This window comes from Pseudomonas sp. FW305-7 (assembly GCF_058786735.1).
The window spans coordinates 38,208-62,750 of the sequence record NZ_JBYSZA010000033.1 but is presented as its reverse complement, the minus strand read 5'-3'; the positions used below and the strand labels follow the sequence as shown (position 1 = coordinate 62,750).

The window sequence follows — 24,543 nt, the reverse complement described above, 5'->3', positions numbered from 1 at the left end:
TTGAATCTCAAGGAGTTTTCCGTTTCGACTGCGCCGGAAGTGGGGCGAATTATAGACCTCTGGAATCTGCCGTCAACACCTATTTTCATATTTCTGTCACATCGGTCAAAAAAGCCCGAAAACGCGAAGGCCGACCTTAAAAGGTCGGCCTTCTGTGCACTGCCCTTCTATTTACAAGCTAGGGAAGGCGAACTGCGACGCTTCATGGCTCGCACGCTGCGGCCAGCGCTGGGTGATGGCCTTGCGACGGGTATAGAAGCGCACACCATCCGGACCATAGGCATGCAAATCGCCGAACAGCGAACGCTTCCAGCCGCCGAAGCTGTGATAAGCCACTGGCACCGGCAACGGCACGTTGACGCCAACCATGCCGACTTCGATCTCGTCGCAGAACAGCCGCGCCGCTTCACCGTCACGGGTGAAGATGCAAGTACCGTTGCCGTATTCGTGATCGTTGATCAGCTGCATCGCCTCTTCCAGGCTGTTCACCCGGACAACGCACAGCACTGGCCCGAAAATCTCTTCTTTATAGATACGCATCTCAGGGGTGACGTTGTCGAACAGGCAGCCACCGAGGAAGAAGCCCTCTTCATGCCCCGCCACGCTCAGACCACGACCGTCGACCACCAGGGTCGCGCCCGCTGCCACGCCGTCATCAACGTAACCGCTGACTTTGTCTCGCGCCTGACCAGTCACCAGTGGCCCCATGTCCAGACCGCACGAAGTGCCAGCGCCGATTTTCAGTGCCTTGATCTGTGGGACCAGTTTGGCCACCAGCGCATCCGCCACCTGATCGCCGACACACACGGCAACCGAGATTGCCATGCAGCGCTCACCGCAGGAACCGTACGCTGCGCCCATCAATGCGCTGACCGCGTTGTCCAGGTCGGCATCCGGCATCAGCACCGCGTGGTTCTTCGCGCCACCCAGTGCCTGAACACGTTTGCCGCGCTTGGTGCCTTCGGCGTAGATGTATTCAGCAATCGGCGTCGAACCGACGAAACTCAGCGCTTTGACTTCCGGCGCTTCGATCAGCGCGTCTACCGCAGTCTTGTCGCCATGGACCACACTCATCACGCCTTTCGGCAGACCGGCTTCCAGCAGCAACTGGGCGATCAGCAGAGTGGAGCTTGGATCCCGCTCGGACGGTTTGAGGATGAAGCAGTTGCCGCAGACGATCGCCAGCGGGTACATCCACAGCGGCACCATGGCCGGGAAGTTGAACGGCGTGATGCCGGCAACAATGCCCAGCGGCTGGAAGTCCGACCATGCGTCGATGTTCGGACCGACGTTACGGCTGTACTCGCCCTTGAGGATTTCCGGAGCTGCGCAGGCGAACTCGACGTTCTCGATACCGCGCTTCAATTCACCGGCGGCGTCTTCCAGGGTCTTGCCGTGTTCTTCACTGATCAATTGCGAGATGCGCGCTTCGTTCTGCTCCAGCAGTTGCTTGAAGCGGAACATCACCTGTGCACGCTTGGCCGGTGGCGTATTACGCCATGCCGGGAATGCAGCCTTGGCGGCATCAATGGCTTTCTGGATGGTTGCCTGGCTCGCCAATGGCAGTTTGTGGATCGCCTGACCGGTGGACGGGTTGAACACATCAACCGCGCGACCGTTCTCGGTCACCAGTTCGCCATTGATCAAATGCGGGATAACGCTCATCGAAAACTCCTGAATTTTTGTCCGCAGACGCCCGCGAGGGGCGCCGGCTGTTTGTACTTATATATAGAGGGAAAAATCAGTCGAGCTTGTTCAGCACTTCGCCGACCGCGTCGAACAGACGATCGAGGTCTTGCGGCTTGCTGTTGAAGGTTGGGCCGAACTGCAGGGTGTCGCCGCCGAAGCGCACGTAGAACCCGGCTTTCCACAGGGCCATGCCCGCTTCGAACGGACGTACGATGGCGTCGCCATCACGATGGGCAATCTGGATCGCACCGGCCAGGCCGTAGTTACGGATGTCGATGACGTTCTTCGAACCTTTCAGACCGTGCAGTGCGTTTTCGAAATGCGGTGCAACCTCGGCCACGCTCTGCACCAGGTTTTCCTTTTGCAGCAGGTCGAGTGCCGCCAGGCCAGCGGCGCATGCCACCGGGTGTGCCGAGTAGGTGTAACCGTGGGGGAATTCCACAGCGTATTCCGGGGTCGGCTGATTCATGAAAGTCTGGTAGATCTCAGAGCTGGCAATCACTGCGCCCATCGGGATCGCGCCGTTGGTGACTTGCTTGGCGATGCACATCAGGTCCGGGGTCACACCGAAACTGTCGGCACCGAACATCGAACCGGTACGGCCGAAACCGGTGATCACTTCGTCGAACACCAGCAGGATGTTGTGCTGATCGCAGATCTCGCGCAGACGTTTCAGGTAACCCTGTGGCGGAACCAGTACGCCAGCGGAGCCGGCCATTGGTTCAACGAACACCGCCGCGATGTTCGACGCGTCGTGCAGTTCGATCAGCTTCAGCAACTCATCGGCCAGGGCGATACCGCCCTGCTCCGGCATGCCACGAGAGAACGCATTGCTCGCCAGCAAGGTGTGCGGCAGGTGATCGACATCCATCATCGCCTGACCAAACAGCTTGCGGTTGCCGTTGACGCCGCCGAGGCTGGTGCCGGCGATGTTCACGCCGTGGTAGCCACGGGCGCGGCCGATCATTTTGGTTTTGGTCGCCTGACCTTTCAGGCGCCAGTAGGCACGCACCATTTTCACCGCGGTGTCGGCGCACTCGGAACCGGAATCGGTGAAGAACACATGGTTCAGGTTGCCCGGGGTCAGGTCAGTGATTTTCTCCGCCAGTTGGAACGACAGCGGATGGCCGTACTGGAAGCCCGGCGAGTAATCCAGCGTGCCGAGTTGTTTCGATACCGCTTCCTGAATTTCCTTGCGGGTGTGCCCGGCGCCGCAGGTCCACAGACCCGACAGCGAGTCGTACACCTTGCGGCCCTTGTCGTCGATCAGCCAGCTGCCTTCTGCGCCAACGATCAGACGCGGGTCGCGCTGAAAGTTGCGGTTGGCGGTGTACGGCATCCAGTGCGCGTCCAGCTTCAGTTGGCTGGCCAGTGGCGACTGTGCGTTTTCAGGCATGTTCATCGGGCAAAACCTCGCAGGGCATAAGCTTCAGGGAGATGGAAAGCGTTGTTGCAGCTAAATTGCCACGGCGATAAAGTCGGTGAAATTCAACTCTTCTAACCTTCAGTTAGAACCCTGCTAAACATTGAGAATAAAAACATGAGCAGCCGCCGCCCCGATCCGCTGGCCCAGGTCAGTGACTTTGATATCCGCCTGCTGCGGATTTTTCGCAGTGTGGTGGAGTGCGGCGGGTTTTCGGCGGCGGAAACCGTGCTCGGCATCGGTCGTTCGGCGATCAGCCAGCAGATGAGCGATCTCGAGCAACGACTCGGATTGCGTTTGTGTCAGCGTGGCCGTGCGGGATTTTCGCTGACCGAAGAAGGCCGCGAGGTTTATCAATCGGCGTTGCAGCTATTAAGTGCGCTGGAAAGCTTTCGCACCGAGGTCAATGGCCTGCACCAGCATTTGCGTGGCGAGTTGATCATCGGCCTGACCGATAATCTGGTCACGCTGCCGCACATGCGCATCACCCACGCCCTCGCCCAGTTGAAGGAGCGCGGGCCGGATGTGCAGATTCAGATCCGCATGATCGCGCCCAACGAAGTCGAACAAGGTGTGCTTGATGGCCGCTTGCATGTTGGTGTGGTGCCGCAGGCCAGCGCATTGTCGGGGCTGGAATATCAGCCGCTGTATAGCGAGCGCTCACTGCTGTATTGCGCGGTCGGGCACCCGCTGTTTTATGTCGATGACAAGCAACTCGATGACGAGCGCCTTAACAGTCAGGACGCGATTGCCCCGACGTTTCGTTTGCCGGCGGATATTCAGGCGCATTACCAGGCGCTCAACTGCACCGCCAGTGCCTCGGACCGTGAGGGCATGGCGTTTCTGATTCTGACTGGGCGTTATATCGGTTATTTGCCGGATCACTACGCCAGCCTTTGGGTGCAACAGGGGCGCTTGCGTGCGCTGAAGGCGAACACGCGTTTTTATGATCTGAGCCTCGCATCGGTCACGCGCAAGGGTCGCCGCCCACATTTGGTGCTTGAAAGCTTTTTGGAGAGTCTGGCGGCGACGCGGTGAAAATCTTCAAAGGCCCAGCCATATTGGGCTCTGGCGGGACGCTCAGCCAATAACCTGAGCAAGTGGACAGCTTTTTGCAAAGCAGGATCAATCTCGATCCATCAACAAGAAGCCCAAGCCCATGCAGCCAGATTCCGCACCGTCCAGCGATTTGATCTACGGCCTCAACGACCGCCCCAAACCGCTCGCCGCGATCCTCGCGGCGCTGCAACACGTGCTCGCCAGTTTTGTCGGCATCATCACCCCGCCCCTGGTGATCGGCTCGGCGCTCGGTTTGACCGCACACCTGCCCTACCTGATCAGCATGGCCTTGATGGTTTCGGGCGTCGGCACGTTTATTCAGGCGCGTAGGCCGTTCGGCATTGGCGCCGGGATGATCTGTTTACAAGGCACCAGTTTTGCCTTTCTCGGTGCGGTGCTGTCGGCGGGGTTTCTGGTCAAGCAGCGTGGCGGCAGCCCGGAGGACATTCTGGCGATGATCTTCGGCGTGTGCTTTTTCGGCGCGCTCGTGCAGATCGTCCTCAGTCGTTTCATTGGCCAGTTGCGCCGGGTGGTTACCCCACTGGTGACCGGGATTGTCATCACGCTGATCGGCATCAGTCTGATCAAGGTCGGCATCACCGATCTGGGCGGCGGTTTCAATGCGCCGGACTTCGGCGCGCCGGGCAATCTGGCGCTGGGTGTATTTGTGTTGCTGACGATCATTCTGCTCAACCGCTCGAACACGCCATGGGTGCGCTTGTCAGCAATCATCATCGGTTTGGTGCTTGGCAGCCTGGCGGCGTGGTTCAGTGGGAAACTGGTGCCGCAGCCATTGCCCGACTTGCCGCTGGTAAGCCTTCCTACACCATTCAAGTTCGGATTCAGCTTCGACTGGACGGCTTTCCTGCCCGTCGCGCTGATTTATCTGATCAGCACCATCGAAACCGTCGGCGACCTCACCGCCAACTGCATGCTCGCCCGGCAACCAATCAGCGGCCCTTCTTATATAAGTCGCCTGCGTGGCGGGGTGCTCGGTGATGGCGTGAGCTGCATGATCGCCGCGACCTTCAGCGCCTTTCCCAACACAACCTTTGCGCAGAACAACGGCGTGATCCAGTTGACCGGCGTTGCCAGCCGCTACGTCGGGTTGTACATCGGCGCGATCCTGTTTTGCCTTGGACTGTTCCCGATGATCGGCGCGGTGTTGCAACAGATTCCGAAACCGGTGCTCGGCGGCGCGACATTGGTGATGTTCGGCGCCGTCGCTGCTGCCGGCGTACGCATCCTCGCGCAGTCGCCGCTGGATCGGCGCAGCATGCTGATCATCGCCACGTCGTTCGGCGTCGGTCTGGGCATCGCCGCGCAACCGAACCTCTTGCACTTGCTGCCAAAGCTTGTGCAGAACCTGTTCGATTCAGCGATTACCAGCGGCGGACTGACCGCAATCATCCTTTGCCTGTTGTTGCCGGAGGCCAAAACCGGGTCTGCCGAAGTACATGCACCACTGAACAAGATCGAACAGGCGTAACGGTTTTATCGCTTCAGGGCTTGTCGGATGCCTGTGGGTGCGCTATCAACGCAATTGGTTGCACCCACAGACAAACCCGGAAGTGCCTATGACCTTTGAAGTCCCCGCTCACGGCGGCAAGCCCGCCAGCCGCATTCGTCAGAAGAACGAAGAGACCATCCTCAAAGCCGCCGAAGACGAGTTCGCCCGTCACGGGTACAAAGGCACCAGCATGAACACCATCGCGCAGAATGCCGGGTTGCCCAAGGCGAACCTGCATTACTACTTCACCAACAAGCTTGGGTTGTACGTCGCGGTGCTGAGCAACATCATCGAGCTGTGGGACAGCACCTTCAACACCCTCACCGCCGAGGACGATCCGGCCGAAGCGCTGACCCGCTACATCCGCGCAAAAATGGAATTCTCCCGCCGTCAGCCGCAAGCCTCGCGCATCTTCGCGATGGAAGTGATCAGCGGTGGCGAATGCCTGAGCGAATATTTCAATCAGGACTACCGCACCTGGTTCCAGGGCCGCGCGGCGGTGTTTCAGGCGTGGATCGATGCGGGCAAAATGGACCCGGTCGATCCGGTGCACCTGATCTTCCTGTTGTGGGGCAGCACCCAGCATTACGCCGACTTCGCCACGCAGATCTGCCGCGTCAGCGGGCGCAGCAAGTTGACCAAGCAGGACATGGAAGACGCCGGCAACAACCTGATCCGCATCATTCTCAAAGGCTGCGGCCTCACCCCTTCTATTTAAGACGTTTATGCCTTTCACCCTCAGCGGTTTTTGCGAGTACCGCGAAGAGATTCGCAAAAGCCGCTTTATCACCTACGCCACGCCGATTGGCAGCCCCGCCGATGCGCAGGCGTTCTTCGAGCAACACAGCGACTTGAACGCCTCACACAATTGCTGGGCGTGGAAACTCGGCGATCAATATCGCAGCAATGATGACGGTGAACCCGGCGGCACGGCCGGGCGACCGATACTGGCTGCGATTGAAGCGCAGGATTGCGATCAGGTCGCGGTGCTGGTGATTCGCTGGTATGGCGGCATTCAACTGGGCACCGGCGGATTGGCTCGGGCCTACGGCGGTGGCGCGAACAAATGCCTGCAAACGGCGGCGAAAGTCGAGTTGATCAGCCGTGTGCCGCTGCGTTGTGCCTGCGCGTTTGCCGAATTGGCGCTGGTGAAATTGCGCGTGGCGGATCTCGGCGGGTTGGTGGTGGAAGAAAATTTCACCGCCAATGGCGTGGAGTTGCAGTTGGCAGTGGGCGAAGCGCAGATTGATTTGTTGCAGAGCCAATTGGCCGATCTCAGCCGTGGGCGGATTCTCTTGCAGCGGTGAAGCAAGATAAAAAGAAGGCTGCGATCTTTTAGGGCACAGCCCATATCCCTTATTCCACCGAGTTGCCCACATCTGCTGTGCACCCGACTGTGGATAACCTGAGTACATTCCGCTGTAACCCTTCTGTCACGCGGGTTTGCGGGGTTTGCTCACTTTTCGCTCAATTCGCCAGACGAAATGCAAATCCCACGCAAAAACAACCAGTTAGCCGCGTTTATCACCATTAGAAGAAAGCCCCCCAGTGCTTATGCCCGGGTTTTCCGCTTGCGCACAATAACTGTGGAACAACCTGTGGATAACCCGTTCATGGCTGGCGCAGTCGCAGGTATTGCATAGGTCCCACCGGTTTGTTCATTTTTTGATCAATGGCCGACGGGCAAAACTGGAGCCTGCTCAATGGCTTTGCGCCGAATTGGTGCCATGAATCAGCTCGATTCCGGCTGCGAAGCTCTGTGTTCAGCCCTTGCGAGCAGGCACTGCACAGGTTCCTGACTCAATGGCCAGGAAATTGCTTTATCCACAGGCATAACTCCAAGCCAGTCGAGCCTGCCATGCCCATCGCCGATTCAATCCCGCGCCTGCAACTGCGCCATATCAGCAAACGCTACCCCGGTTGTCTGGCCAATGACGCCATCGACCTGAGCATCGCCCCCGGGGAAATCCACGCCCTGCTCGGCGAGAACGGCGCGGGCAAAAGCACGCTGATGAAGATCATCTACGGCGTCACCCAGGCCGATGCGGGGGAGATGCTCTGGCAAGGCCAACGGGTAACTATCCGCAATCCGGCGCAGGCACGGCAGTTGGGCATCGGTATGGTGTTCCAGCATTTTTCACTGTTCGAAACGCTAAGCGTGGCGCAAAACATTGCGCTCGCGATGGGCGCCAAGGCCGGAACGCCGAAGCAGCTGGAACCGAAAATTCGTGAAGTCTCGCGCCGCTACGGCATGGCGCTGGAACCTGAGCGACTTGTCCACAGCCTGTCGATCGGCGAGCGGCAACGGGTGGAAATCATTCGTTGCCTGATGCAGGACATCCGCCTGCTGATCCTCGATGAACCCACTTCGGTGCTGACGCCACAGGAAGCCGACGAGTTGTTCGTTACCTTGCGCCGTCTCGCCGCCGAGGGCTGCAGCATTCTGTTTATCAGCCACAAACTCGCTGAGGTGCGCGCCTTGTGCCATAGCGCCACGGTATTGCGCGGTGGGCGCGTGGCCGGGCATTGCGCGCCGGCCGAGTGCTCGGATCAACAGTTGGCGCAGTTGATGGTCGGCGAAGCGGCGGCACTCATCGGCGACTATCCGAAGGTCGGCGGTGGCGCGGCGTTTTTGCAGGTCAGTGGCTTGAGTTGGCACAACCCCGACCCATTCGGCTGCTCGCTGACGGCTGTCGACTTGCAAGTGCGCAGCGGTGAAATCGTCGGCATCGCCGGGGTCGCTGGTAATGGTCAGGATGAATTGCTCGCGCTGCTCAGTGGCGAACAAACCCTGCCCCGTGCCGAGGCTGCGACCATTCGATTCGGCGAAAAAAGCGTCGGTGATTTACGCCCCGATGCGCGACGCAAACTCGGCCTGGCATTCGTGCCTGCCGAGCGACTCGGTCACGGCGCGGTACCGGAATTGAGTCTGGCGGACAACGCCCTGCTTACCGCTTTCCAGCAAGGACTGGTCAGCAACGGCTTGATCGAGCGTGGCAAAGTCGAAGCCCTCGCCGAAACAATCATTCAGCGCTTCGGCGTGAAAACCCCGGGCCCCCAAGCCGCCGCGCGCAGTCTGTCCGGCGGCAACCTGCAGAAGTTCATCCTCGGCCGGGAAATCCTTCAGCAACCGCAACTGCTGATCGCTGCGCACCCGACCTGGGGCGTTGACGTCGGCGCCGCCGCCACCATCCACCGCGCACTGATCGCGCTGCGCGATGCCGGCGCGGCGATTCTGGTGATTTCCGAAGACCTCGACGAACTGTTCCAGATCAGCGACCGCCTCGGCGCGTTGTGCGGCGGCAGGCTGTCGGCACTGCAAAACACCACAGACACCTTATTGAGCGACGTTGGCGGCTGGATGGCCGGTCAGTTTGACGTCGCGCAAAAACACGCCACGGTTTAACGGAGCTTTCAACCATGCTGCTTTCCCTCGAACCCCGTGGCCAGCAATCGCGCCTGATGCTCTGGTGCTCGCCGTTGCTGGCGGCGGCGCTGACGCTCGGTTGCGGTTCGCTGCTGTTCATCGCCCTCGGCCATGATCCGCTGCAAACCTTGTACACCTTGCTGATTGCGCCGGTCAGCGACGTGTATGGCGTCTCGGAATTGCTGGTCAAAGCCCTGCCGATTCTGCTCTGCGCGCTCGGTCTGGCGGTGGCCTATCAGGCGCGCATCTGGAACATCGGCGCCGAAGGTCAATTACTCCTCGGCGCATTGGCCGGCAGTGCCCTGGCGGTGAACATCATCGACATGCAAAGCCGTTGGGCGCTGGTGTTGATTCTGCTTACCGGCACCCTCGCCGGTGCGGCGTGGGCCGGGCTGACGGCGTGGTTGCGCACGCGCTTCAACGCCAACGAAATCCTCACCAGCATCATGCTCAATTACATTGCGCTGAACCTGCTGCTGTTCTGCGTGCATGGGCCGCTGAAAGACCCGGCCGGGTTCAACTTTCCCGAATCGGCGATGTTCGGTGACGCCAGCCGTTTGCCGTTGTTGCTGGAGGATGGCCGCGTGCACGCCGGGGTGTATTTCGCCCTGCTTGCACTGGTTGCGGTGTGGGTGTTGTTGCAGAAAAGTTTTGTCGGTTTCCAGATCAAAGTGCTCGGGCTGGACAAGCGCGCGGCAGGGTTTGTCGGCTTTCGCGAGAAGCGCCTGATCTGGCTGGCGCTGTTGATCAGTGGCGGCTTGGCCGGGCTCGCGGGTGTCTGCGAAGTGACTGGGCCGATCGGCCAATTGGTGCCGCAGGTGTCGCCGGGTTATGGCTATGCGGCGATTACCGTGGCGTTTCTCGGGCGACTCAATCCGCTCGGGATTCTGTTCTCTAGCCTGTTGATGGCGCTGCTGTACATCGGTGGCGAGAGCGCGCAGATGAGTCTGAATCTGCCGCAAGCGATCACCCAGTTGTTTCAGGGAATGATGCTGTTTTTCCTGCTCGCCTGTGACGTGCTGATCCTCTATCGGCCGCGCCTGAACCTGCGCTGGACACGGCGTACTTCGACCACCGCCGTAACCGCCGGAGCGCTGTGATGGATATCGATCTGTTGAGCAATATTTTCTACGCCATGGTGCGTTGCGGCACGCCGCTGTTGCTGGTGGCGCTGGGCGAACTGATCTGCGAGAAGAGCGGCGTGCTCAACCTCGGCCAGGAAGGAATGATGCTGTTTGGCGCGGTGATCGGTTTTATCGTCGCCCTCAACAGCGGCAACCTGTGGCTCGGTGTGTTGCTGGCGATGCTTGCCGGGATGTTGCTGTCGTCGCTGTTTGCCCTGGTGGCGCTGGTGTTCAACGCCAATCAGGTCGCGACCGGGCTGGCGCTGACGATTTTTGGTGTAGGGCTGTCGACCTTCGTTGGCGCGGCGTGGGTCGGTAAACCCTTGGCCGGGTTTGAACCGTTGTCGATTCCGTATTTGAGTGAAATCCCGCTGATCGGGCGGATGCTGTTCGCTCAGGATCTGCTGGTGTATCTGTCGTTTGCGCTGTTTGCACTGGTAGCGTGGGTGATCATCAAAAGCCGTGTCGGGTTGATCATTCAAGCGGTTGGTGAAAACCCGGATGCGGCCAGTGCGATGGGCTTGCCGGTATTGACGGTGCGCACACTGGCGGTGCTGTTTGGCGGCGCGATGGCCGGGTTGGCCGGGGCGTATCTGTCGCTGGCGTATACGCCGATGTGGGCGGAAAACATGACCGCCGGGCGCGGCTGGATTGCCTTGGCACTGGTGGTGTTTGCCAGTTGGCGGGTGTGGCGGTTGTTGCTCGGGGCGTATCTGTTCGGCCTCGCCAGCATCCTGCATCTGGTGGCGCAGGGGTTGGGGCTGGCGATTCCATCGAGTCTGTTGGCGATGCTGCCGTATGTGGCGACGATTGTGGTGTTAGTGGTGTTGTCACGCGATGCGGTTCGGACTCGGTTGTATGCACCGGTGTCGCTGGGGCAGCCTTGGCAATCAGGGCATTAGGGCGGTGATCTCACTGGCCCCATCGCTGGCAAGCCAGCTCCCACAGGTATTTGTGGTGTGGCGGATATCTCATTCATATCCGAGATCCCTGTGGGAGCTGGCTTGCCAGCGATGGGGCCCGAACAGGCAACACCTGAGCAACGCCCCACGCCAGTTCAAAGAACAAGAAGATCACCAACAATGAACTGGCGCCATGGAGCAGCGCATAGCCCTGCCAAGCCGCAAACAGAAACCGCGCCACTGCGTCATAACGTCCATAAAGCGCCTGCGGATCACGAATCCGCAGCACCGCCCACACGCAAACAACTGAGCCCAGCAGATTCGCCATCAGCACATGCACAGGCTGGAATGCCGGCAAGTCACCCGGCAGATTCAGCGCGGTCAAAAAACCATGCACAACGGCAAAGCTCCACGGCGTGGCAAATGCCGCCGTCACGATCAGGTCATACCAGGCACTGCCGCGCACCACGTTTCGATACTGCGTTGAAGTCCACATCATCCATGCTCCAGAAATTTGAGGAGCAAGCACGGTAAAGCCTGGAGTATGCTCCAGGGTCAATAGCCCTTTTGAGAGCCCGCATGCGCATCGGTGAATTAGCCCTGGCCAGCGCCGTCAGCCGCGATACTTTGCGTTTCTACGAGCAACGCGGATTGATCGCGGCACAACGCAGCGCCAACGGTTATCGCGACTATCCACCGGAAATTGTGCAACTGGTGCTCTACATCAAGACTGCGCAACGGCTGGGCTTTACCCTCAGCGAGATCGGCAACAGTGTTGCCGCGCTGTGGAAAGCGCCCGATCCGGAAAACGCCGTGGCGCAGTTGCTGCGCGACAAACTGCAACTGATCGAAACCCGCATGAGCGAACTCGACGCGCTCCGTCAGGAGTTGCAACTACGGCTCGGTCAGGCGTGTCCATTGAATCCGTGAACCGTAACTTTCAAGGAACCCATCATGTCCCAGGCAAAAAATGCACTGATCATCGGCGCCTCCCGTGGCTTGGGCCTCGGGCTGGTGAAAACCCTGCTGGCTGACGGCTGGCAAGTGACGGCCACCGTGCGCAATCCGCAAAAGGCCGAGGCGCTGCAAGCGCTGGGCAAGGTGCGCATCGAGAAGCTGGATATGGATGATCAGCAAGCGGTCATCGCCCTGAGTCAGCAACTCAAGGGCGAAACCTTCGACCTGCTGTTCGTCAACGCCGGGGTCAAAGGTCCGGATATACAAACATCGGGCGGGGCGACCCTGGCCGAAGTCGGGCAACTGTTTTTCACCAATGCCGTGGCGCCGATCAATCTGGCCCAGCGTTTTGTCGGGCAGATCCGCGATGGCAGCGGCGTGCTGGCGTTCATGAGTTCGGTGCTCGGCAGCGTGACCATGCCCGATGCGCCGGAACTGGCGCTGTACAAGGCAAGCAAGGCTGCGCTGAATTCGATGACCAACAGTTTCGTGACCCAGTTGGGCGAGCAGAAACTCACCGTGCTGTCGCTGCATCCGGGCTGGGTGAAGACCGACATGGGTGGTGAAGGCGCCGACATTGATGTCGAAACCAGCACGCGCGGTTTGATTGATCAGGTGAATGCGTTTACCGGCAAGGGCGGGCATCACTTTGTGAATTACAAGGGTGAAACCATTCCCTGGTAAACAACCCAAATCCTGTGGGAGCCGGGCTTGCCCGCGATGACGGAGTGTCAGTGGCCATATAAGGTGCTGATCCGACGCCATCGCTGGCAAGCCAGCTCCCACAGGGATATGAGTTGTCCGGTCGGGTGGGGCTTGCCCGATGCAACAATTTGTTTGAAACTGCGCACCTCGTCCTTCGCGGCGACCCTGGATCAGCAGACAGGGCATCACTGAGCTGGCAACCCTGAACCCAACTTTCAGAGGAGCCGGCAAATGCCCGCGACCCGTACCTGGTTAAAAAATCCCCTCGCTATTTTCACGGCCAACGCGCTTGATGCCCGTGGCGGTCTGGTGCTGCAAGACGGCGTGATCGTCGAAGTGCTCGCTGCCGGTCAACAGCCTTCGGCGCCGTGCAATGAAGTGTTCGATGCCCGTGAGCATGTGATCCTGCCGGGCCTGATCAACACCCACCATCACTTCTATCAAACCCTGACTCGCGCCTGGGCGCCGGTGGTCAATCAGCCGTTGTTCCCGTGGCTGAAAACCCTGTACCCGGTGTGGGCGCGCCTGACACCCGAGAAACTTGCCCTCGCCACTAAAGTGGCTTTGGCTGAATTGCTGCTCTCCGGCTGCACCACCGCCGCCGACCACCATTACCTGTTCCCGGACGGTCTGGAAAACGCCATCGACGTGCAAGTCGAAACCGTGCGCGAACTGGGTATGCGCGCCATGCTCACTCGTGGCTCGATGAGCCTCGGCGAGAAGGACGGCGGCCTGCCACCGCAGCAGACCGTGCAGGAAGGTCAGGTGATTCTCGACGACAGTCAGCGCCTGATTCACGAGTACCACGAGCGTGGCGATGGCGCGCAAATCCAGATCGCCCTGGCGCCATGCTCACCGTTCTCGGTGACCCCGGAAATCATGTCGGCCAGCGCCGAACTCGCGAACAAACTGGACGTGCGCCTGCACACGCACCTCGCTGAAACCCTCGACGAAGAAGACTTCTGCCTGCAGCGTTTCGGCCTGCGCACCGTGGATTATCTGGACAGCGTCGGCTGGCTCGGCCCGCGCACCTGGCTGGCTCACGGCATCCACTTCAACCCGGACGAAATCGCCCGCCTCGGCCAAGCCGGCACCGGTATCTGCCATTGCCCGAGTTCGAACATGCGTCTGGCCTCCGGCATTTGCCCGAGTATCGATCTGACCGACGCTGGCGCGCTGTTTGGTCTGGGCGTGGATGGTTCGGCGTCCAACGATGCCTCGAACATGATCCTTGAAGCGCGTCAGGCGCTGTACATCCAGCGCCTGCGTTATGGCGCCGAGAAGATCACCCCGGAGCGCGTACTCGGCTGGGCCACCAAGGGCTCGGCGAGCCTGTTGGGCCGTACCGACATCGGCGAACTGGCGGTGGGCAAGCAGGCGGATCTGGCGCTGTTCAAGCTCGATGAGCTGCGGTTCTCGGGTAGCCATGATCCGATTTCGGCATTACTGCTGTGCGGTGCGGACCGTGCCGATCGGGTGATGATTGGCGGCATGTGGCGGGTGATTGATGGCCAGGTTGAAGGACTGGATCTCAAAGGCCTGATTGCCGATCACAGCCAGGCGGCTCGCCAGTTGATCGCCGGTACCTGATTCCCCCTCCCCATCTGATCGTTCCCACGCTCTGCGTGGGAATGCATCTCGGGACGCTCCGCGTCCCAGCAGCGTACGCAGAGCGTCCATGGCGGCATTCCCACGCGGAGCGTGGGAACGATCAATGTGGCTATCAGAGACCCAGCAGCGACAGCATGATGAACGTCGCAAACAACACAAAATGCGTCATGCCTTCAATGGCATTGGTCTCGCCGTCGTTCAGATTGATCGCGCTGACGATCAAGGTAATGAAGATCATCACTGTCTGCACCGGCGTCATCGCCATCTGAAACGGCTGGCCGGTATACAGCGCCATCGCCTCCATCACCGGCACGGTCAAAATCACCGTCGACAGTGACGCCCCCATCGCAATGTTGACCACCGACTGCATGCGGTTGGCCAGCGCCGCACGCAATGCGGTCAGAATCTCCGGCGCTGCGGAAATCGCCGCCACCAGAATCGCCGTAATCACCGGCGGTGCGCCCGTGCCTTCCAGGCCCAGATCGAGGGTTTTGGACATCACTTCGGCGAGTGCGCCGATCACCACGACACCGAACACCAGAATGCTGATCGACCAGCCCAGGCTGAGCGGTTTCGGTTCCTCCTCCACCGGCTCTTTCTTGCGGCGTTTGTCCGGGTAGCTGTAACTGAAAAAGTAACTGTGCGGGCCGACCTGCATGCGCAGGAATAACGCATAAAGCACCACCATCGCACCGATGGTGAACGCTGAATAAATCTTCCAGTTCGCCTCGGGAATAAACTCCGGCACCACCATCGACACGCCCATGGCGGTGAGGATCATCACGCTGTAGCTGCGTGCCGAGTCGTCGTTGTAGGACTGCTCGCCGTGCTTGATCCCACCCATCAATGCGGCGAGGCCGAGGATGCCGTTGATGTCGAGCATCACCGCCGAATAGATCGTGTCGCGCACCAGCGTCGCCGATGCCTCGTTGCTCATCATGATCGCCAGGATCACCACTTCCACCAGCACCGCGGCGAGGGTCAGGATCATCGTGCCGTAGGGATCGCCGACCTTTTCCGCGAGCAGTTCGGCGTGATGGGCGACGCGCATCGACGCGGCGACGATGAAGGCGATCAGCACCAAGCCAGAGACCAGCGCAACGATCTGGCCGCTGTGCAGCATCCAGTGCTCCAGCGGATAGGCGACGCACGCGGCAATGACCGCCAGTAGCAGAAAGCTTTCTTGCTTGAGGATTGAGAACATGGCGGGCCTTTTTGCCAAGAGAGTCGAATGAGCTACTGACTGCGGGGCGGCGCTAACGTTTCGTTACACCTTAGCGCACCAACTGATAGCGAGACTTTGCCAAGTGCACTTTTATTGGCCTTGAGGGCGTTATCGCGAGCAGGCCCACTCCTACAGGGGAACGCGTTCCAAATGTAGGAGTGAGCCTGCTCGCGATGGCCGTTACGCAGTTTCGGAAGGTTTGTTGTCCTGTTGGTCAGCAATTTGCATTGGCCCGGAGCACACACAACAAAATGGAGCTCCAATTCATGCAAATACGTCCGCTGCACAAACTGCTGTGCGCCGCCATCGGTCTGGGGATCAGCCTGAGCGCCAGCGCTGCCGATCCGCTGAAGGTTGGTTTCGTCTATATCGGCCCGATCGGCGACCACGGCTGGACGTATCAGCATGAGCAGGGGCGCAAGGCACTCGCGGAGAAACTCGGCAATCAGATCACCACCAACTACGTGGAAAACGTCGCCGAGGGCGCCGACGCCGAGCGGGTGATCCGCAACATGGCCAAGGACAAGTACGACCTGATCTTCACCACCTCTTTCGGCTACATGAACCCGACCGTGAAAGTTGCCAAGCAGTTTCCCAAGGTGACTTTCGAACACGCTACCGGCTACAAGCAGGACAAAAACCTCGGCACCTATCTGGCGCGCACGTATGAGGGCCGCTACGTCGGTGGCTTCCTCGCCGCGAAAATGACCAAGACCAAAAAGATCGGCTACGTCGCCTCGTTCCCGATCCCGGAAGTGATCCGCGACATCAACGCCATTCAACTGGCCCTGAACAAATACAACCCGGGCACCGAGATCAAAGTGGTGTGGGTCAATTCCTGGTTCGATCCGGGCAAAGAGGCCGATGCCGCGAATGCGCTGATCGATCAGGGCGTCGACGTGGTGTTCCAGCACACCGACAGCCCGGCGCCGATTCAAGCGGCCGAGCGTCGTGGCGTGTACGCCGTGGGTTACGCCTCGGACATGGCGCACTTCGGCCCGAAAGCGGTGCTGACCTCGATCGTCAATGACTGGGCGCCGCATTACATCCAGGCGACGCAAAGCGTGATCGCCCACACCTGGAAACCTCAGGATTACTGGGGCGGGTTGAAAGAAGGCACAGTTGAATTGCCGATCAGCGATCTGGTGCCGGCACCGGTGAAAGCCGAGGCCGAGCAGATCATCGCCGACATCAAGAGCGGCGCGTTGCAGCCATTTACCGGGCCGATCAAGGATCAGGCCGGGGTCGAGAAAATTCCGGCAGGTGTAAGCGCGACCAATGCGGAGCTGGCGTCGATGAACTATTACGTGGAAGGCATGAAGGCCGAGATGCCGAAGTAATCCCCTCGAAAAAAACACCGACCCTGTGGGAGCTGGCTTGCCAGCGATGACGGTCTGACAGGCAACAATGATGTTGAATGTGATGGCCTCATCGCTGGCAAGCCAGCTCCCACAGGGTTTTTCAGTGTTCTCAAGTTAACGTTTCTTCAGGACAATTGTATGGATCAGCTTCCGATCATCGACATCAGCCCGCTCTACAGCGACGACCAGAACGCCTGGCCCGCCGTCGCCGCGCAAATCGACCGAGCCTGCCGCGAATGGGGCTTCTTCTACATCAAGGGCCATCCGATCTCCGCCCAGCGCATCGACGATCTGCTGGATCACGCGCAACGTTTCTTCGCCCTGCCCGTCGCCGACAAACTCAAGATCGACATCACCCAGACTCGCCACCACCGAGGCTACGGCGCCGTCGCCACGGAGCAACTCGACCCGAGCAAACCCAGCGACCTCAAAGAAACCTTCGACATGGGTCTGCACCTGCCGGCCAACCATCCCGAGGTGCTGGCGGAAAAACCCTTGCGCGGACCGAACCGCCATCCCGCGCAACCGGGTTGGGAAGCGCTGATGGAACAGCACTACCTCGATATGCAGGCCCTCGCGCAGACGTTGCTCCACGCCATGACGATTGCCTTGAACATTGAGCGCGACTTCTTCGACAGCCGCTTCGTCGATCCCGTCTCCGTGCTGCGCATGATCCACTACCCGCCCCGCCACACCGCCAGTTCCGCTGAGCAGCAAGGCGCCGGCGCGCACACCGATTACGGCTGCATCACCCTGCTGTATCAAGACAGCGCCGGGGGCTTGCAGGTGAAGAATGTGCGGGGCGAATGGATCGACGCGCCCCCCATCGACGGCACCTTCGTGGTCAACCTCGGCGACATGATGGCGCGCTGGAGCAACGACCGTTATCGCTCGACACCGCACCGAGTGATCAGCCCGCTCGGGGTGGATCGCTACTCGATGCCGTTCTTCGCCGAGCCACACCCGGACACGCGCATCGAATGCCTGCCCGGTTGCCAGGACGCACAGCATCCGGCGAAATATCCGACCACCACCTGCGCCGAATTCCTGCTGTCGCGCTTCGCCGATACCTACGCCTACCGACGCGAACAAGAGGCGGTGTGATGGATCGCTTGGTCAGGTTTTGCCAATTGTTTCGGCGAGCATCTGTAGAATGCCGTCATTGCACCTGATGAGAAAAGAATATGTACGACTGGCTCAACGCCTTGCCCAAGGCTGAACTGCACCTGCACCTGGAAGGCTCGCTGGAGCCCGAGCTGCTGTTCGCCCTGGCCGAACGCAACAAGATCGCCCTGCCGTGGAACGACGTCGAAACCCTGCGCAAGGCCTACGCCTTCAACAACCTGCAGGAATTCCTCGACCTGTATTACCAGGGCGCCGACGTGCTGCGCACCTCGCAGGATTTCTACGACCTGACCTGGGCTTACCTGCTGCGCTGCAAAGAACAGAACGTGATTCACACCGAACCGTTCTTCGATCCGCAGACCCACACCGACCGTGGCATCCCGTTCGAAGTGGTGCTCAACGGCATCGCCGCCGCACTGAAGGATGGCGAGCAGCAACTGGGCATCACCAGCGGTTTGATCCTGAGTTTCCTGCGCCACCTCAGCGAAGACGAAGCACAGAAAGCCCTCGATCAGGCGCTGCCGTTCCGTGACGCATTTGTTGCCGTCGGCCTCGACAGTTCCGAGATGGGCCACCCGCCGAGCAAGTTCCAGCGTGTGTTCGATCGCGCTCGTCACGAAGGCTTCCTGACCGTCGCTCACGCCGGTGAAGAAGGCCCGCCGGAGTACATCTGGGAAGCCATCGACCTGCTGAAAATCCAGCGCATCGACCATGGCGTGCGCGCCATCGAAGACGAGCGTCTGATGCAGCGGATTATCGACGAGCAAATCCCGCTGACCGTGTGCCCGCTGTCGAACACCAAACTCTGCGTGTTCGATCACATGTCGCAGCACAACATTCTCGACATGCTCGAACGTGGTGTGAAGGTCACGGTGAATTCCGATGACCCGGCGTACTTCGGCGGCTACGTCACCGAGAACTTTTATGCGCTGCACGAACACCTGGGCATGACTCAGGATCAGGCCAAGCGCCTGGCGCAGAACAGCCTGGATGCGCGGTTGGTAAAACCATAAAGAGCAATACGAAAAACTGTGGGAGCGGGCTTGCCCGCGATGAGGCCATCAGTTCCAACATCAATGTTGATTGACGGTCCGCCATCGCGGGCAAGCCCGCTCCCACAGGAGTTATGTTTAGCTGGAAATCTAGCGCTCAGTCAGCTCTTCCAGCGTCTTGCCCCGCGTCTCCATCCCGAACAGCCACACCACCCCCGCCGCTATCGCAAAGCACAGCGCCCCCAGCGCAAATACCCCACCCTGCCCGGTAATCGGGAACACCAGCCCGGTCACCAACGGCCCGAGCAGCGAACCCACACGGCCTATCGCCGAGGCGAATCCCGAGCCCGTCGCCCGTGCCGAGGTCGGATACAACTCTGGCGTGTAGGTGTAGAGCACCGCCCACATGCCGAACAGGAAGAACTGCATCAGCAGCCCCGTGCCGATCAACAGGGCAACGTTGCCGCCGAACACCGCGCTCTGCCCGTAGAGAAACGCCATCACCCCGCCGCCGAGCAAGGTGACGATGCACACCGGTTTGCGCCCCCAACGCTCGACCAGCCACGCCGCCATTAAAAATCCGGGAATCCCGCCCAGCGAAATCAGCACCGTGTAATACACCGACTGAGTCACGGCGAAGCCCGACTGTTGCAGCAACGCACTCAACCACGACGTCAGCCCGTAAAAACCCAGCAACGCAAAGAACCACAGGCTCCAGATCATCGTTGTGCGCTGGCGATACTGTGGCGACCAGATCTGCTTGAGCGCCGAGAAGAAATGGCCCGGTGGCGTCACGGTGCGGGGCAACCGCACCGGCGCGGGCAACGTGGTAGCGCCGAGCGATGCGCGTACGCGCTGTTCGATGCCGTCGAGGACCTTGTCCGCCGCCTCCTGCCGCCCGGCCTGTTCCAGCCAGCGCGGTGATTCGGGGATGAAAAAACGGATCGCCAACACGAACACCGCCGGCACCGCCAACACCAGAAAGATGTCGCGCCAGCCAATCACCGGCAACAGGAAGTACGACAGCACACCGGCAGCAACAAAACCCAGCGGCCAGAAGCCATCCATCAACGCGATATAACGCCCACGCCGCTGAGCCGGGATCAACTCCGAGAGCATCGACTGCGCAATGGGAAACTCCATGCCCATGCCAATCCCCAGCAGAATTCGAAACAGCGTCAGCGCCTCGACCGTTTGCGCCGTCGAGCACAGGTAACTGGCCACGCCCCACAGGACGATGCTCCACTGAAACACCGGTTTGCGCCCGAAGCGGTCCGCGAGCATGCCGGACAGCGACGCACCGAGCACCATGCCGAAGAAGCTCGAACTGGCGAGCAATCCTGCCTGTGCGCTGCTCAGGCCGAACTCGGCTTTGATCGAGCCGAGCAGGAACGTCATCATCGCCAGGTCCATGGAGTCGAAGAAAAACGCCAGCGCGATGATGATGAAAATGATCCGGTGATAACCGCTGATCGGCAGTCGTTCCAGGCGTTCTGCCGCGCTGAAGCCTTGAGTATCCATATCGCCTCCCCCATCCGAAATATCCCCGGATCGAGTGTGCGCGATAGTGCCTTGGCGTTCGTGCTGGATGCGACCTGTTCGCAACCGTAGACGACGCCAGCAGGACTGATGCCGTAACAGGCGACGCTTGCGCAGCGCCTGTTACGCCATTTCCAGCTCGGTTTCCTTGGCGAATCGATGCAGCTCGCGCTGGCCGGCGGCCGTCAGTTGCAGGGCTCGTGAATCATTGGGCAGGGTCAGCCAACCGGACTGCATGAATAACTGCAACAACGCCGCGCCGAGTGAGCCGCCCATGTGCGGACGTCGCTCGCTCCAGTCGGGGCATGCACAGGCCACTTGAACGTTGCGATGGGCCAGCGCCTGGATGAACACCCCGCGCCCGGCCAGTTGCTTCGCACCTTTGTGGGTCACCACTACGCGCTGTTCGAGCTGTTCAATCCAGCCGGCGTCGAGCAGTCGCTGATACAGATCGGCGGCCAGCGTGCCCCCCAGGTGGTCATCGCAAAAGCGTGCACGCAACAGCGACGACGGCGCCGACTGAGGTTTGGCCATAGGGGTGGTGCGCTTGAACACCTCGGCGATTTCCCGCGGAGCACTGGCGATGGTGGCGCTGGCCAGTGCTTCTATCGCGGCCCCCACCTCCGGCGCCGAGAGGCGGAAAAACCGTTTGCGACCACGGACTTCGACCTTCAACAGACCGCCGGTGGCCAGCCGTGCCAGATGCGCACTGGCCGATGACGGCGACAGCCCTGCCAGTAGCGCAAGCTCCTCGGTCTGCCGGGCCGAGCCATCCATCAACGCCCACATCATCGCGCTGCGCTTGGGGTCGGCCAGCAACGTGGCGATCTGGCTGATGCAAGGTGCATGTTCCATGTATTCACTCCCTGTGGAATCGTATCGTCTACTGCTCGGAGACATCTTGACCAGTAATGGGTCGGCGGCCAAGACGCGAAAAACGCCCTGAGCCGGGGCAAGGCAGGCCATTGACGCAACATGCTTCGGCGCAGAACCCGCCACCGCAGCGAACCCCGCAATTAAACAGGGGCAACTCGGCATTGACGGCGTTCGGGCCGGGTTTCGGTACTGGCATGAGGCGGGCGCTAGTATAAGCGGGATGCACGCTCCGTCCCGCCTCGCAGCCTGCACGGGTGGTGATTGTTCCTGACAGAAATTTCTCTATTTACCTGCGACTAATGATCAACTTTTGGGAAAACGGGAAATTGACTACTCAAATCAGCGCATCGGCTGGCGAGCATTTCCCTTAACAGGTTCACCGGCTTACTCAATTGTGCGCGATGGGCGCACAACAGATTCAGCGGAGCGCGCTCACATTGCAGCTCTGGCAACAGCACTTTGAGGCGTCCGGCGAGCACATCGGCGCCCACGTCGAGCCAGGATTTGTAGGCGATTCCCGCCCCGGCCAGCGCCCACAGCCGCACCACGTCGGCATCATCGCTGAAGCGGTCGCCACTGACCGTCAAGCCGACTTCGCGCTTGCCGTCGTGAAAGCTCCAGTGGTCATGAACCCGGCTGCCGAGCATGTACAACAGGCAATTGTGCTGCGCCAGTTGTTCGAGCTGGCGCGGCTCACCGTGCCGCGCCAGATAGGCTGGCGAGGCGCAAAGCACACGGCGGTTGTGCGGGGCGATGGGCAAGGCGATCAGGCTGGAGTCTTCCGGCTCGCCATAGCGCAGGGCAATGTCCACCGGCTGGCGGAACAGGTCGGCAATGCGGTCGCCGAGCAACAGGCGCACGGTCAGCTTCGGGTGCTCGCGCTGAAACTCGTCGAGCCACGGCAACAGCAGGTTGCGGCCAAAATCCGACGGTGCCGACAGTTGCAAGATCCCGCTGACCTGATCCTGCCCACTGGCCAGCAGGCGCCGGCCTTCGTCCAGCTGACTCAATGCCGCCCGGGCGTATTCGAGGAAGCCTTCGCCTTCCGCGGTCAGCCGCAGACTGCGCGTCGAACGGGCCAGCAAACGCGCGCCGAGTTGCTGCTCTATGCGTTTCAACGCCGCACTGGCCACCGCAGCGGACATGTCCATCACCCGCGCCGCCGCCGACAGGCTGCCCAGATCCGCCGCCCGGACAAATAACTGCAAGTCATCGAAACGCAGCATTTACAGCCTCGATTATCAAAAAAATATTGAAAGAGACTGCTCTTTTAGCCGGTTTTATCTCGGGGAGAAATAGCCAATCATCTGCTCCATCGAATTCATCCCGCTTCTGTGGAGCCGAACATGTCCCAGCCATTCACCGCCATTGCCACCCTGATCGCCAAACCCGGCCAACAGGACACTCTCGAACACGCGTTGCGCGCACTGGTTGAACCGAGCCGTGCCGAGGACGGTTGCAGTCAGTACGACTTGCACCGCGACCTGGCCGACCCACGGGTTTTCTACGTGATCGAACACTGGGCCAGTGAAGCGATTCTGCAAGCGCACAACGCCAGCGCGCATTTTCAAAACTTCCAGGCCACTGCCGGGCAGTGCATCGAACACTTCGAATTGAAACGTCTGGGCAGCATCGCCTGAGCCCTTCTTCCCTTACTTGTACGGAGCCCACCATGAAAGCCATTGCCTATTACGCTTCCCTGCCCATCAGCGACGCCGATTCCCTGCAAGACATCGAACTGCCGGAGCCGGTCGCCGGCCCGCGCGATCTGCTGGTGGAAGTCAAAGCCATCTCGGTCAATCCGGTCGACACCAAGGTGCGCCAGAACGTGGCGCCTGAAGCCGGCGCAGCGAAGGTGCTGGGCTGGGACGTGGCCGGTGTGGTCAAAGCCGTCGGCAGCGAAGTGACGCTGTTCAAGGCTGGGGATAAAGTCTTTTACGCAGGTTCCATCGCCCGTGCTGGCGGCAACAGCGAACTGCACGTCGTCGATGAGCGAATCGTCGGCCATATGCCCAAGTCCCTCGGTTTCGCCGAAGCCGCCGCCCTGCCGCTGACCGCGATCACTGCGTGGGAGCTACTATTCGAACGCCTGCAAATCCGCGAAGGCCAGACCGACGAAGGTCAGAGCCTGCTGATCGTCGGCGCAGCCGGTGGTGTCGGCTCGATCCTCACCCAACTGGCAAAACAATTGACCGGTCTCAAGGTGATCGGCACCGCCTCCCGGGCGCAGACTCGCGACTGGGTCAGCGAACTGGGTGCGGATCTGGTGATCGATCACAGTCAGCCGCTGAGTGAAGAGCTGAAACGCGCGGGGCTCGCCAACGTAACCCACGTCGCCAGCCTGACCCAGACCGATCAGCATTTGGATCAACTGGTCGAAGCCCTGGCGCCACAAGGCAAACTGGCGCTGATCGACGATCCGAAGTCACTGGACGTGAGCAAGCTCAAGCGCAAGAGCCTGTCGCTGCATTGGGAATTCATGTACACCCGCTCGCTGTTCGAGACGCCAGACATGATCGAGCAGCACCATCTGCTCAACCGCGTGGCCGAGCTGATCGATGCCGGGACCTTGAAGACCACGGTCGGCGAGCATTTCGGCACGATTAATGCCGCCAACCTACGCCGGGCGCACGAATTGCTCGAAAGCGGTAAAGCCAAAGGGAAAATTGTTTTAGAACATTTCTGAAGATCAAAAGATCGCAGCCTGCGGCAGTTCCTGCCCGGGCTGCGGTGTTTTTTTGCCGTCAGTCAGATGCTTGACCTTTGTCACAATTGCGATCGTATTCAGGACTAGAATCGAAGCCTCTGCGATACATCTTTTACGCAAGGGAGGTCAGCAATGAAGATCCTGATAAAAGAAGTGGCAAAGTCTCAATGGCAGGTTCGACTCGATCAACACGCCGTGACATTCCGCAGTGAAGCCGAGGCCCTGGCCTTCACTCGCACCCTCGAAGCGCGAATTTGCGCGCCCCATCAGATTCCCGACCGCAGCCAGCAGCGCGCCGCCGGCTGAGTCTG

At 60.2% G+C, this 24,543-nt stretch carries 23 protein-coding genes; 16 read left to right on the top strand and 7 right to left on the bottom strand.

Annotated features, from left to right (window positions below; genetic code table 11):
• Positions 1-171: 171 nt before the first annotated feature.
• Positions 172-1,665 carry a CoA-acylating methylmalonate-semialdehyde dehydrogenase gene (locus tag AC3WMT_RS27230; RefSeq protein WP_103306253.1) on the bottom strand — a complete coding sequence of 498 codons (1,494 nt, stop codon included), beginning with the start codon at positions 1,663-1,665 and terminating at the stop codon, positions 172-174.
• A gap of 76 nt (positions 1,666-1,741) precedes the next feature.
• Positions 1,742-3,091 (bottom strand): omega-aminotransferase AptA, encoded by a 1,350-nt coding sequence (aptA, locus tag AC3WMT_RS27225; protein ID WP_103306254.1) that lies wholly within the window; start codon positions 3,089-3,091, stop codon positions 1,742-1,744.
• A gap of 138 nt (positions 3,092-3,229) precedes the next feature.
• Between aptA and AC3WMT_RS27220 the strand changes: the two genes are divergently transcribed.
• The 7 genes from AC3WMT_RS27220 to AC3WMT_RS27190 all read left to right on the top strand — a co-directional run bounded on the left by AC3WMT_RS27220 (position 3,230) and on the right by AC3WMT_RS27190 (position 11,134).
• On the top strand, positions 3,230-4,150 hold the full coding sequence (locus AC3WMT_RS27220; RefSeq protein WP_103306255.1) for a LysR family transcriptional regulator: 921 nt from the start codon (positions 3,230-3,232) through the stop codon (positions 4,148-4,150).
• Between the two features lie 121 nt (positions 4,151-4,271).
• Positions 4,272-5,660, top strand: a complete 1,389-nt coding sequence (locus AC3WMT_RS27215) for a uracil-xanthine permease family protein (protein WP_103306256.1) — start codon at positions 4,272-4,274, stop codon at positions 5,658-5,660.
• A gap of 88 nt (positions 5,661-5,748) precedes the next feature.
• Entirely contained in the window at positions 5,749-6,399 is a 651-nt protein-coding gene (locus AC3WMT_RS27210) for a TetR/AcrR family transcriptional regulator (RefSeq protein WP_103306257.1), read from the top strand.
• 7 nt (positions 6,400-6,406) lie between these two features.
• The gene (locus tag AC3WMT_RS27205) at positions 6,407-6,988 is read left to right on the top strand and encodes an IMPACT family protein (RefSeq protein WP_103306258.1); all 582 of its coding nucleotides are present in this window, start codon (positions 6,407-6,409) and stop codon (positions 6,986-6,988) included.
• 551 nt (positions 6,989-7,539) lie between these two features.
• Positions 7,540-9,087, top strand: a complete 1,548-nt coding sequence (locus tag AC3WMT_RS27200; RefSeq protein WP_103306259.1) for an ABC transporter ATP-binding protein — start codon at positions 7,540-7,542, stop codon at positions 9,085-9,087.
• Between the two features lie 14 nt (positions 9,088-9,101).
• Positions 9,102-10,208 (top strand): ABC transporter permease, encoded by a 1,107-nt coding sequence (locus AC3WMT_RS27195; RefSeq protein WP_103306260.1) that lies wholly within the window; start codon positions 9,102-9,104, stop codon positions 10,206-10,208.
• Complete coding sequence (locus tag AC3WMT_RS27190) at positions 10,208-11,134, top strand: ABC transporter permease (RefSeq protein ID WP_103306261.1); 927 nt, start codon at positions 10,208-10,210, stop codon at positions 11,132-11,134. The genes AC3WMT_RS27195 and AC3WMT_RS27190 overlap by 1 nt, the downstream gene beginning before the upstream one ends.
• A gap of 73 nt (positions 11,135-11,207) precedes the next feature.
• Here the strand turns inward: AC3WMT_RS27190 and AC3WMT_RS27185 are convergent, their stop codons facing one another.
• Positions 11,208-11,630: a hypothetical protein gene (locus AC3WMT_RS27185; protein WP_103306306.1), complete on the bottom strand. Its 423-nt coding sequence runs from the start codon at positions 11,628-11,630 to the stop codon at positions 11,208-11,210.
• A gap of 83 nt (positions 11,631-11,713) precedes the next feature.
• On the opposite strand from AC3WMT_RS27185, the gene AC3WMT_RS27180 reads away from it, so the two are divergent.
• The 3 genes from AC3WMT_RS27180 (at position 11,714) to AC3WMT_RS27170 (ending at position 14,386) form a co-directional block, all read left to right on the top strand.
• A complete protein-coding gene (locus AC3WMT_RS27180) occupies positions 11,714-12,064 on the top strand; it encodes a MerR family transcriptional regulator (RefSeq protein ID WP_103306262.1) in 351 nt (116 codons plus the stop codon).
• 24 nt (positions 12,065-12,088) lie between these two features.
• Positions 12,089-12,775, top strand: a complete 687-nt coding sequence (locus AC3WMT_RS27175; RefSeq protein ID WP_103306263.1) for an SDR family oxidoreductase — start codon at positions 12,089-12,091, stop codon at positions 12,773-12,775.
• Between the two features lie 252 nt (positions 12,776-13,027).
• Positions 13,028-14,386, top strand: a complete 1,359-nt coding sequence (locus AC3WMT_RS27170) for an 8-oxoguanine deaminase (RefSeq protein ID WP_103306264.1) — start codon at positions 13,028-13,030, stop codon at positions 14,384-14,386.
• 133 nt (positions 14,387-14,519) lie between these two features.
• Here AC3WMT_RS27170 and AC3WMT_RS27165 read toward each other — a convergent pair whose 3' ends face one another.
• Positions 14,520-15,611: a calcium:cation antiporter gene (locus tag AC3WMT_RS27165; protein WP_103306265.1), complete on the bottom strand. Its 1,092-nt coding sequence runs from the start codon at positions 15,609-15,611 to the stop codon at positions 14,520-14,522.
• A 287-nt stretch (positions 15,612-15,898) separates the two neighbouring features.
• On the opposite strand from AC3WMT_RS27165, the gene AC3WMT_RS27160 reads away from it, so the two are divergent.
• The 3 genes from AC3WMT_RS27160 to AC3WMT_RS27150 all read left to right on the top strand — a co-directional run bounded on the left by AC3WMT_RS27160 (position 15,899) and on the right by AC3WMT_RS27150 (position 19,131).
• Entirely contained in the window at positions 15,899-16,972 is a 1,074-nt protein-coding gene (locus tag AC3WMT_RS27160; protein ID WP_103306266.1) for a BMP family ABC transporter substrate-binding protein, read from the top strand.
• Between the two features lie 159 nt (positions 16,973-17,131).
• The gene (locus AC3WMT_RS27155) at positions 17,132-18,097 is read left to right on the top strand and encodes an isopenicillin N synthase family dioxygenase (RefSeq protein ID WP_103306267.1); all 966 of its coding nucleotides are present in this window, start codon (positions 17,132-17,134) and stop codon (positions 18,095-18,097) included.
• An 80-nt stretch (positions 18,098-18,177) separates the two neighbouring features.
• Positions 18,178-19,131 carry an adenosine deaminase gene (locus tag AC3WMT_RS27150; protein ID WP_103306268.1) on the top strand — a complete coding sequence of 318 codons (954 nt, stop codon included), beginning with the start codon at positions 18,178-18,180 and terminating at the stop codon, positions 19,129-19,131.
• A 129-nt stretch (positions 19,132-19,260) separates the two neighbouring features.
• Here AC3WMT_RS27150 and AC3WMT_RS27145 read toward each other — a convergent pair whose 3' ends face one another.
• The 3 genes from AC3WMT_RS27145 to vimR form a co-directional block, all read right to left on the bottom strand.
• Entirely contained in the window at positions 19,261-20,631 is a 1,371-nt protein-coding gene (locus AC3WMT_RS27145) for an MFS transporter (RefSeq protein ID WP_103306269.1), read from the bottom strand.
• Positions 20,632-20,772: 141 nt separating this feature from the next.
• Positions 20,773-21,504 carry an ArsR/SmtB family transcription factor gene (locus AC3WMT_RS27140; protein WP_103306270.1) on the bottom strand — a complete coding sequence of 244 codons (732 nt, stop codon included), beginning with the start codon at positions 21,502-21,504 and terminating at the stop codon, positions 20,773-20,775.
• Positions 21,505-21,821: 317 nt separating this feature from the next.
• Positions 21,822-22,751, bottom strand: coding sequence for a transcription regulator VimR (vimR, locus tag AC3WMT_RS27135; protein WP_103306271.1), 930 nt, complete (start codon positions 22,749-22,751; stop codon positions 21,822-21,824).
• Positions 22,752-22,871: 120 nt separating this feature from the next.
• Here vimR and AC3WMT_RS27130 point away from each other — a divergent pair, with 120 nt between their 5' ends.
• From AC3WMT_RS27130 to AC3WMT_RS27120, 3 genes are all read left to right on the top strand, one after another.
• Complete coding sequence (locus AC3WMT_RS27130; protein WP_103306272.1) at positions 22,872-23,165, top strand: putative quinol monooxygenase; 294 nt, start codon at positions 22,872-22,874, stop codon at positions 23,163-23,165.
• Positions 23,166-23,197: 32 nt separating this feature from the next.
• Positions 23,198-24,211 carry a zinc-binding alcohol dehydrogenase family protein gene (locus tag AC3WMT_RS27125; protein WP_103306273.1) on the top strand — a complete coding sequence of 338 codons (1,014 nt, stop codon included), beginning with the start codon at positions 23,198-23,200 and terminating at the stop codon, positions 24,209-24,211.
• A 153-nt stretch (positions 24,212-24,364) separates the two neighbouring features.
• A complete protein-coding gene (locus tag AC3WMT_RS27120) occupies positions 24,365-24,538 on the top strand; it encodes a hypothetical protein (protein ID WP_177431451.1) in 174 nt (57 codons plus the stop codon).
• The last annotated feature ends 5 nt before the right edge of the window (positions 24,539-24,543 follow it).

What these genes read in the sequence shown, in the direction of transcription:
- AC3WMT_RS27230 (WP_103306253.1), bottom strand. Translation starts at nt 1,665, where the DNA reads ATGAGCGTTATCCCGCATTTGATCAATGGCGAACTGGTGACCGAGAAC.
- aptA (WP_103306254.1), bottom strand. Translation starts at nt 3,091, where the DNA reads ATGAACATGCCTGAAAACGCACAGTCGCCACTGGCCAGCCAACTGAAG.
- AC3WMT_RS27220 (WP_103306255.1), top strand. Translation starts at nt 3,230, where the DNA reads ATGAGCAGCCGCCGCCCCGATCCGCTGGCCCAGGTCAGTGACTTTGAT.
- AC3WMT_RS27215 (WP_103306256.1), top strand. Translation starts at nt 4,272, where the DNA reads ATGCAGCCAGATTCCGCACCGTCCAGCGATTTGATCTACGGCCTCAAC.
- AC3WMT_RS27210 (WP_103306257.1), top strand. Translation starts at nt 5,749, where the DNA reads ATGACCTTTGAAGTCCCCGCTCACGGCGGCAAGCCCGCCAGCCGCATT.
- AC3WMT_RS27205 (WP_103306258.1), top strand. Translation starts at nt 6,407, where the DNA reads ATGCCTTTCACCCTCAGCGGTTTTTGCGAGTACCGCGAAGAGATTCGC.
- AC3WMT_RS27200 (WP_103306259.1), top strand. Translation starts at nt 7,540, where the DNA reads ATGCCCATCGCCGATTCAATCCCGCGCCTGCAACTGCGCCATATCAGC.
- AC3WMT_RS27195 (WP_103306260.1), top strand. Translation starts at nt 9,102, where the DNA reads ATGCTGCTTTCCCTCGAACCCCGTGGCCAGCAATCGCGCCTGATGCTC.
- AC3WMT_RS27190 (WP_103306261.1), top strand. Translation starts at nt 10,208, where the DNA reads ATGGATATCGATCTGTTGAGCAATATTTTCTACGCCATGGTGCGTTGC.
- AC3WMT_RS27185 (WP_103306306.1), bottom strand. Translation starts at nt 11,630, where the DNA reads ATGTGGACTTCAACGCAGTATCGAAACGTGGTGCGCGGCAGTGCCTGG.
- AC3WMT_RS27180 (WP_103306262.1), top strand. Translation starts at nt 11,714, where the DNA reads ATGCGCATCGGTGAATTAGCCCTGGCCAGCGCCGTCAGCCGCGATACT.
- AC3WMT_RS27175 (WP_103306263.1), top strand. Translation starts at nt 12,089, where the DNA reads ATGTCCCAGGCAAAAAATGCACTGATCATCGGCGCCTCCCGTGGCTTG.
- AC3WMT_RS27170 (WP_103306264.1), top strand. Translation starts at nt 13,028, where the DNA reads ATGCCCGCGACCCGTACCTGGTTAAAAAATCCCCTCGCTATTTTCACG.
- AC3WMT_RS27165 (WP_103306265.1), bottom strand. Translation starts at nt 15,611, where the DNA reads ATGTTCTCAATCCTCAAGCAAGAAAGCTTTCTGCTACTGGCGGTCATT.
- AC3WMT_RS27160 (WP_103306266.1), top strand. Translation starts at nt 15,899, where the DNA reads ATGCAAATACGTCCGCTGCACAAACTGCTGTGCGCCGCCATCGGTCTG.
- AC3WMT_RS27155 (WP_103306267.1), top strand. Translation starts at nt 17,132, where the DNA reads ATGGATCAGCTTCCGATCATCGACATCAGCCCGCTCTACAGCGACGAC.
- AC3WMT_RS27150 (WP_103306268.1), top strand. Translation starts at nt 18,178, where the DNA reads ATGTACGACTGGCTCAACGCCTTGCCCAAGGCTGAACTGCACCTGCAC.
- AC3WMT_RS27145 (WP_103306269.1), bottom strand. Translation starts at nt 20,631, where the DNA reads ATGGATACTCAAGGCTTCAGCGCGGCAGAACGCCTGGAACGACTGCCG.
- AC3WMT_RS27140 (WP_103306270.1), bottom strand. Translation starts at nt 21,504, where the DNA reads ATGGAACATGCACCTTGCATCAGCCAGATCGCCACGTTGCTGGCCGAC.
- vimR (WP_103306271.1), bottom strand. Translation starts at nt 22,751, where the DNA reads ATGCTGCGTTTCGATGACTTGCAGTTATTTGTCCGGGCGGCGGATCTG.
- AC3WMT_RS27130 (WP_103306272.1), top strand. Translation starts at nt 22,872, where the DNA reads ATGTCCCAGCCATTCACCGCCATTGCCACCCTGATCGCCAAACCCGGC.
- AC3WMT_RS27125 (WP_103306273.1), top strand. Translation starts at nt 23,198, where the DNA reads ATGAAAGCCATTGCCTATTACGCTTCCCTGCCCATCAGCGACGCCGAT.
- AC3WMT_RS27120 (WP_177431451.1), top strand. Translation starts at nt 24,365, where the DNA reads ATGAAGATCCTGATAAAAGAAGTGGCAAAGTCTCAATGGCAGGTTCGA.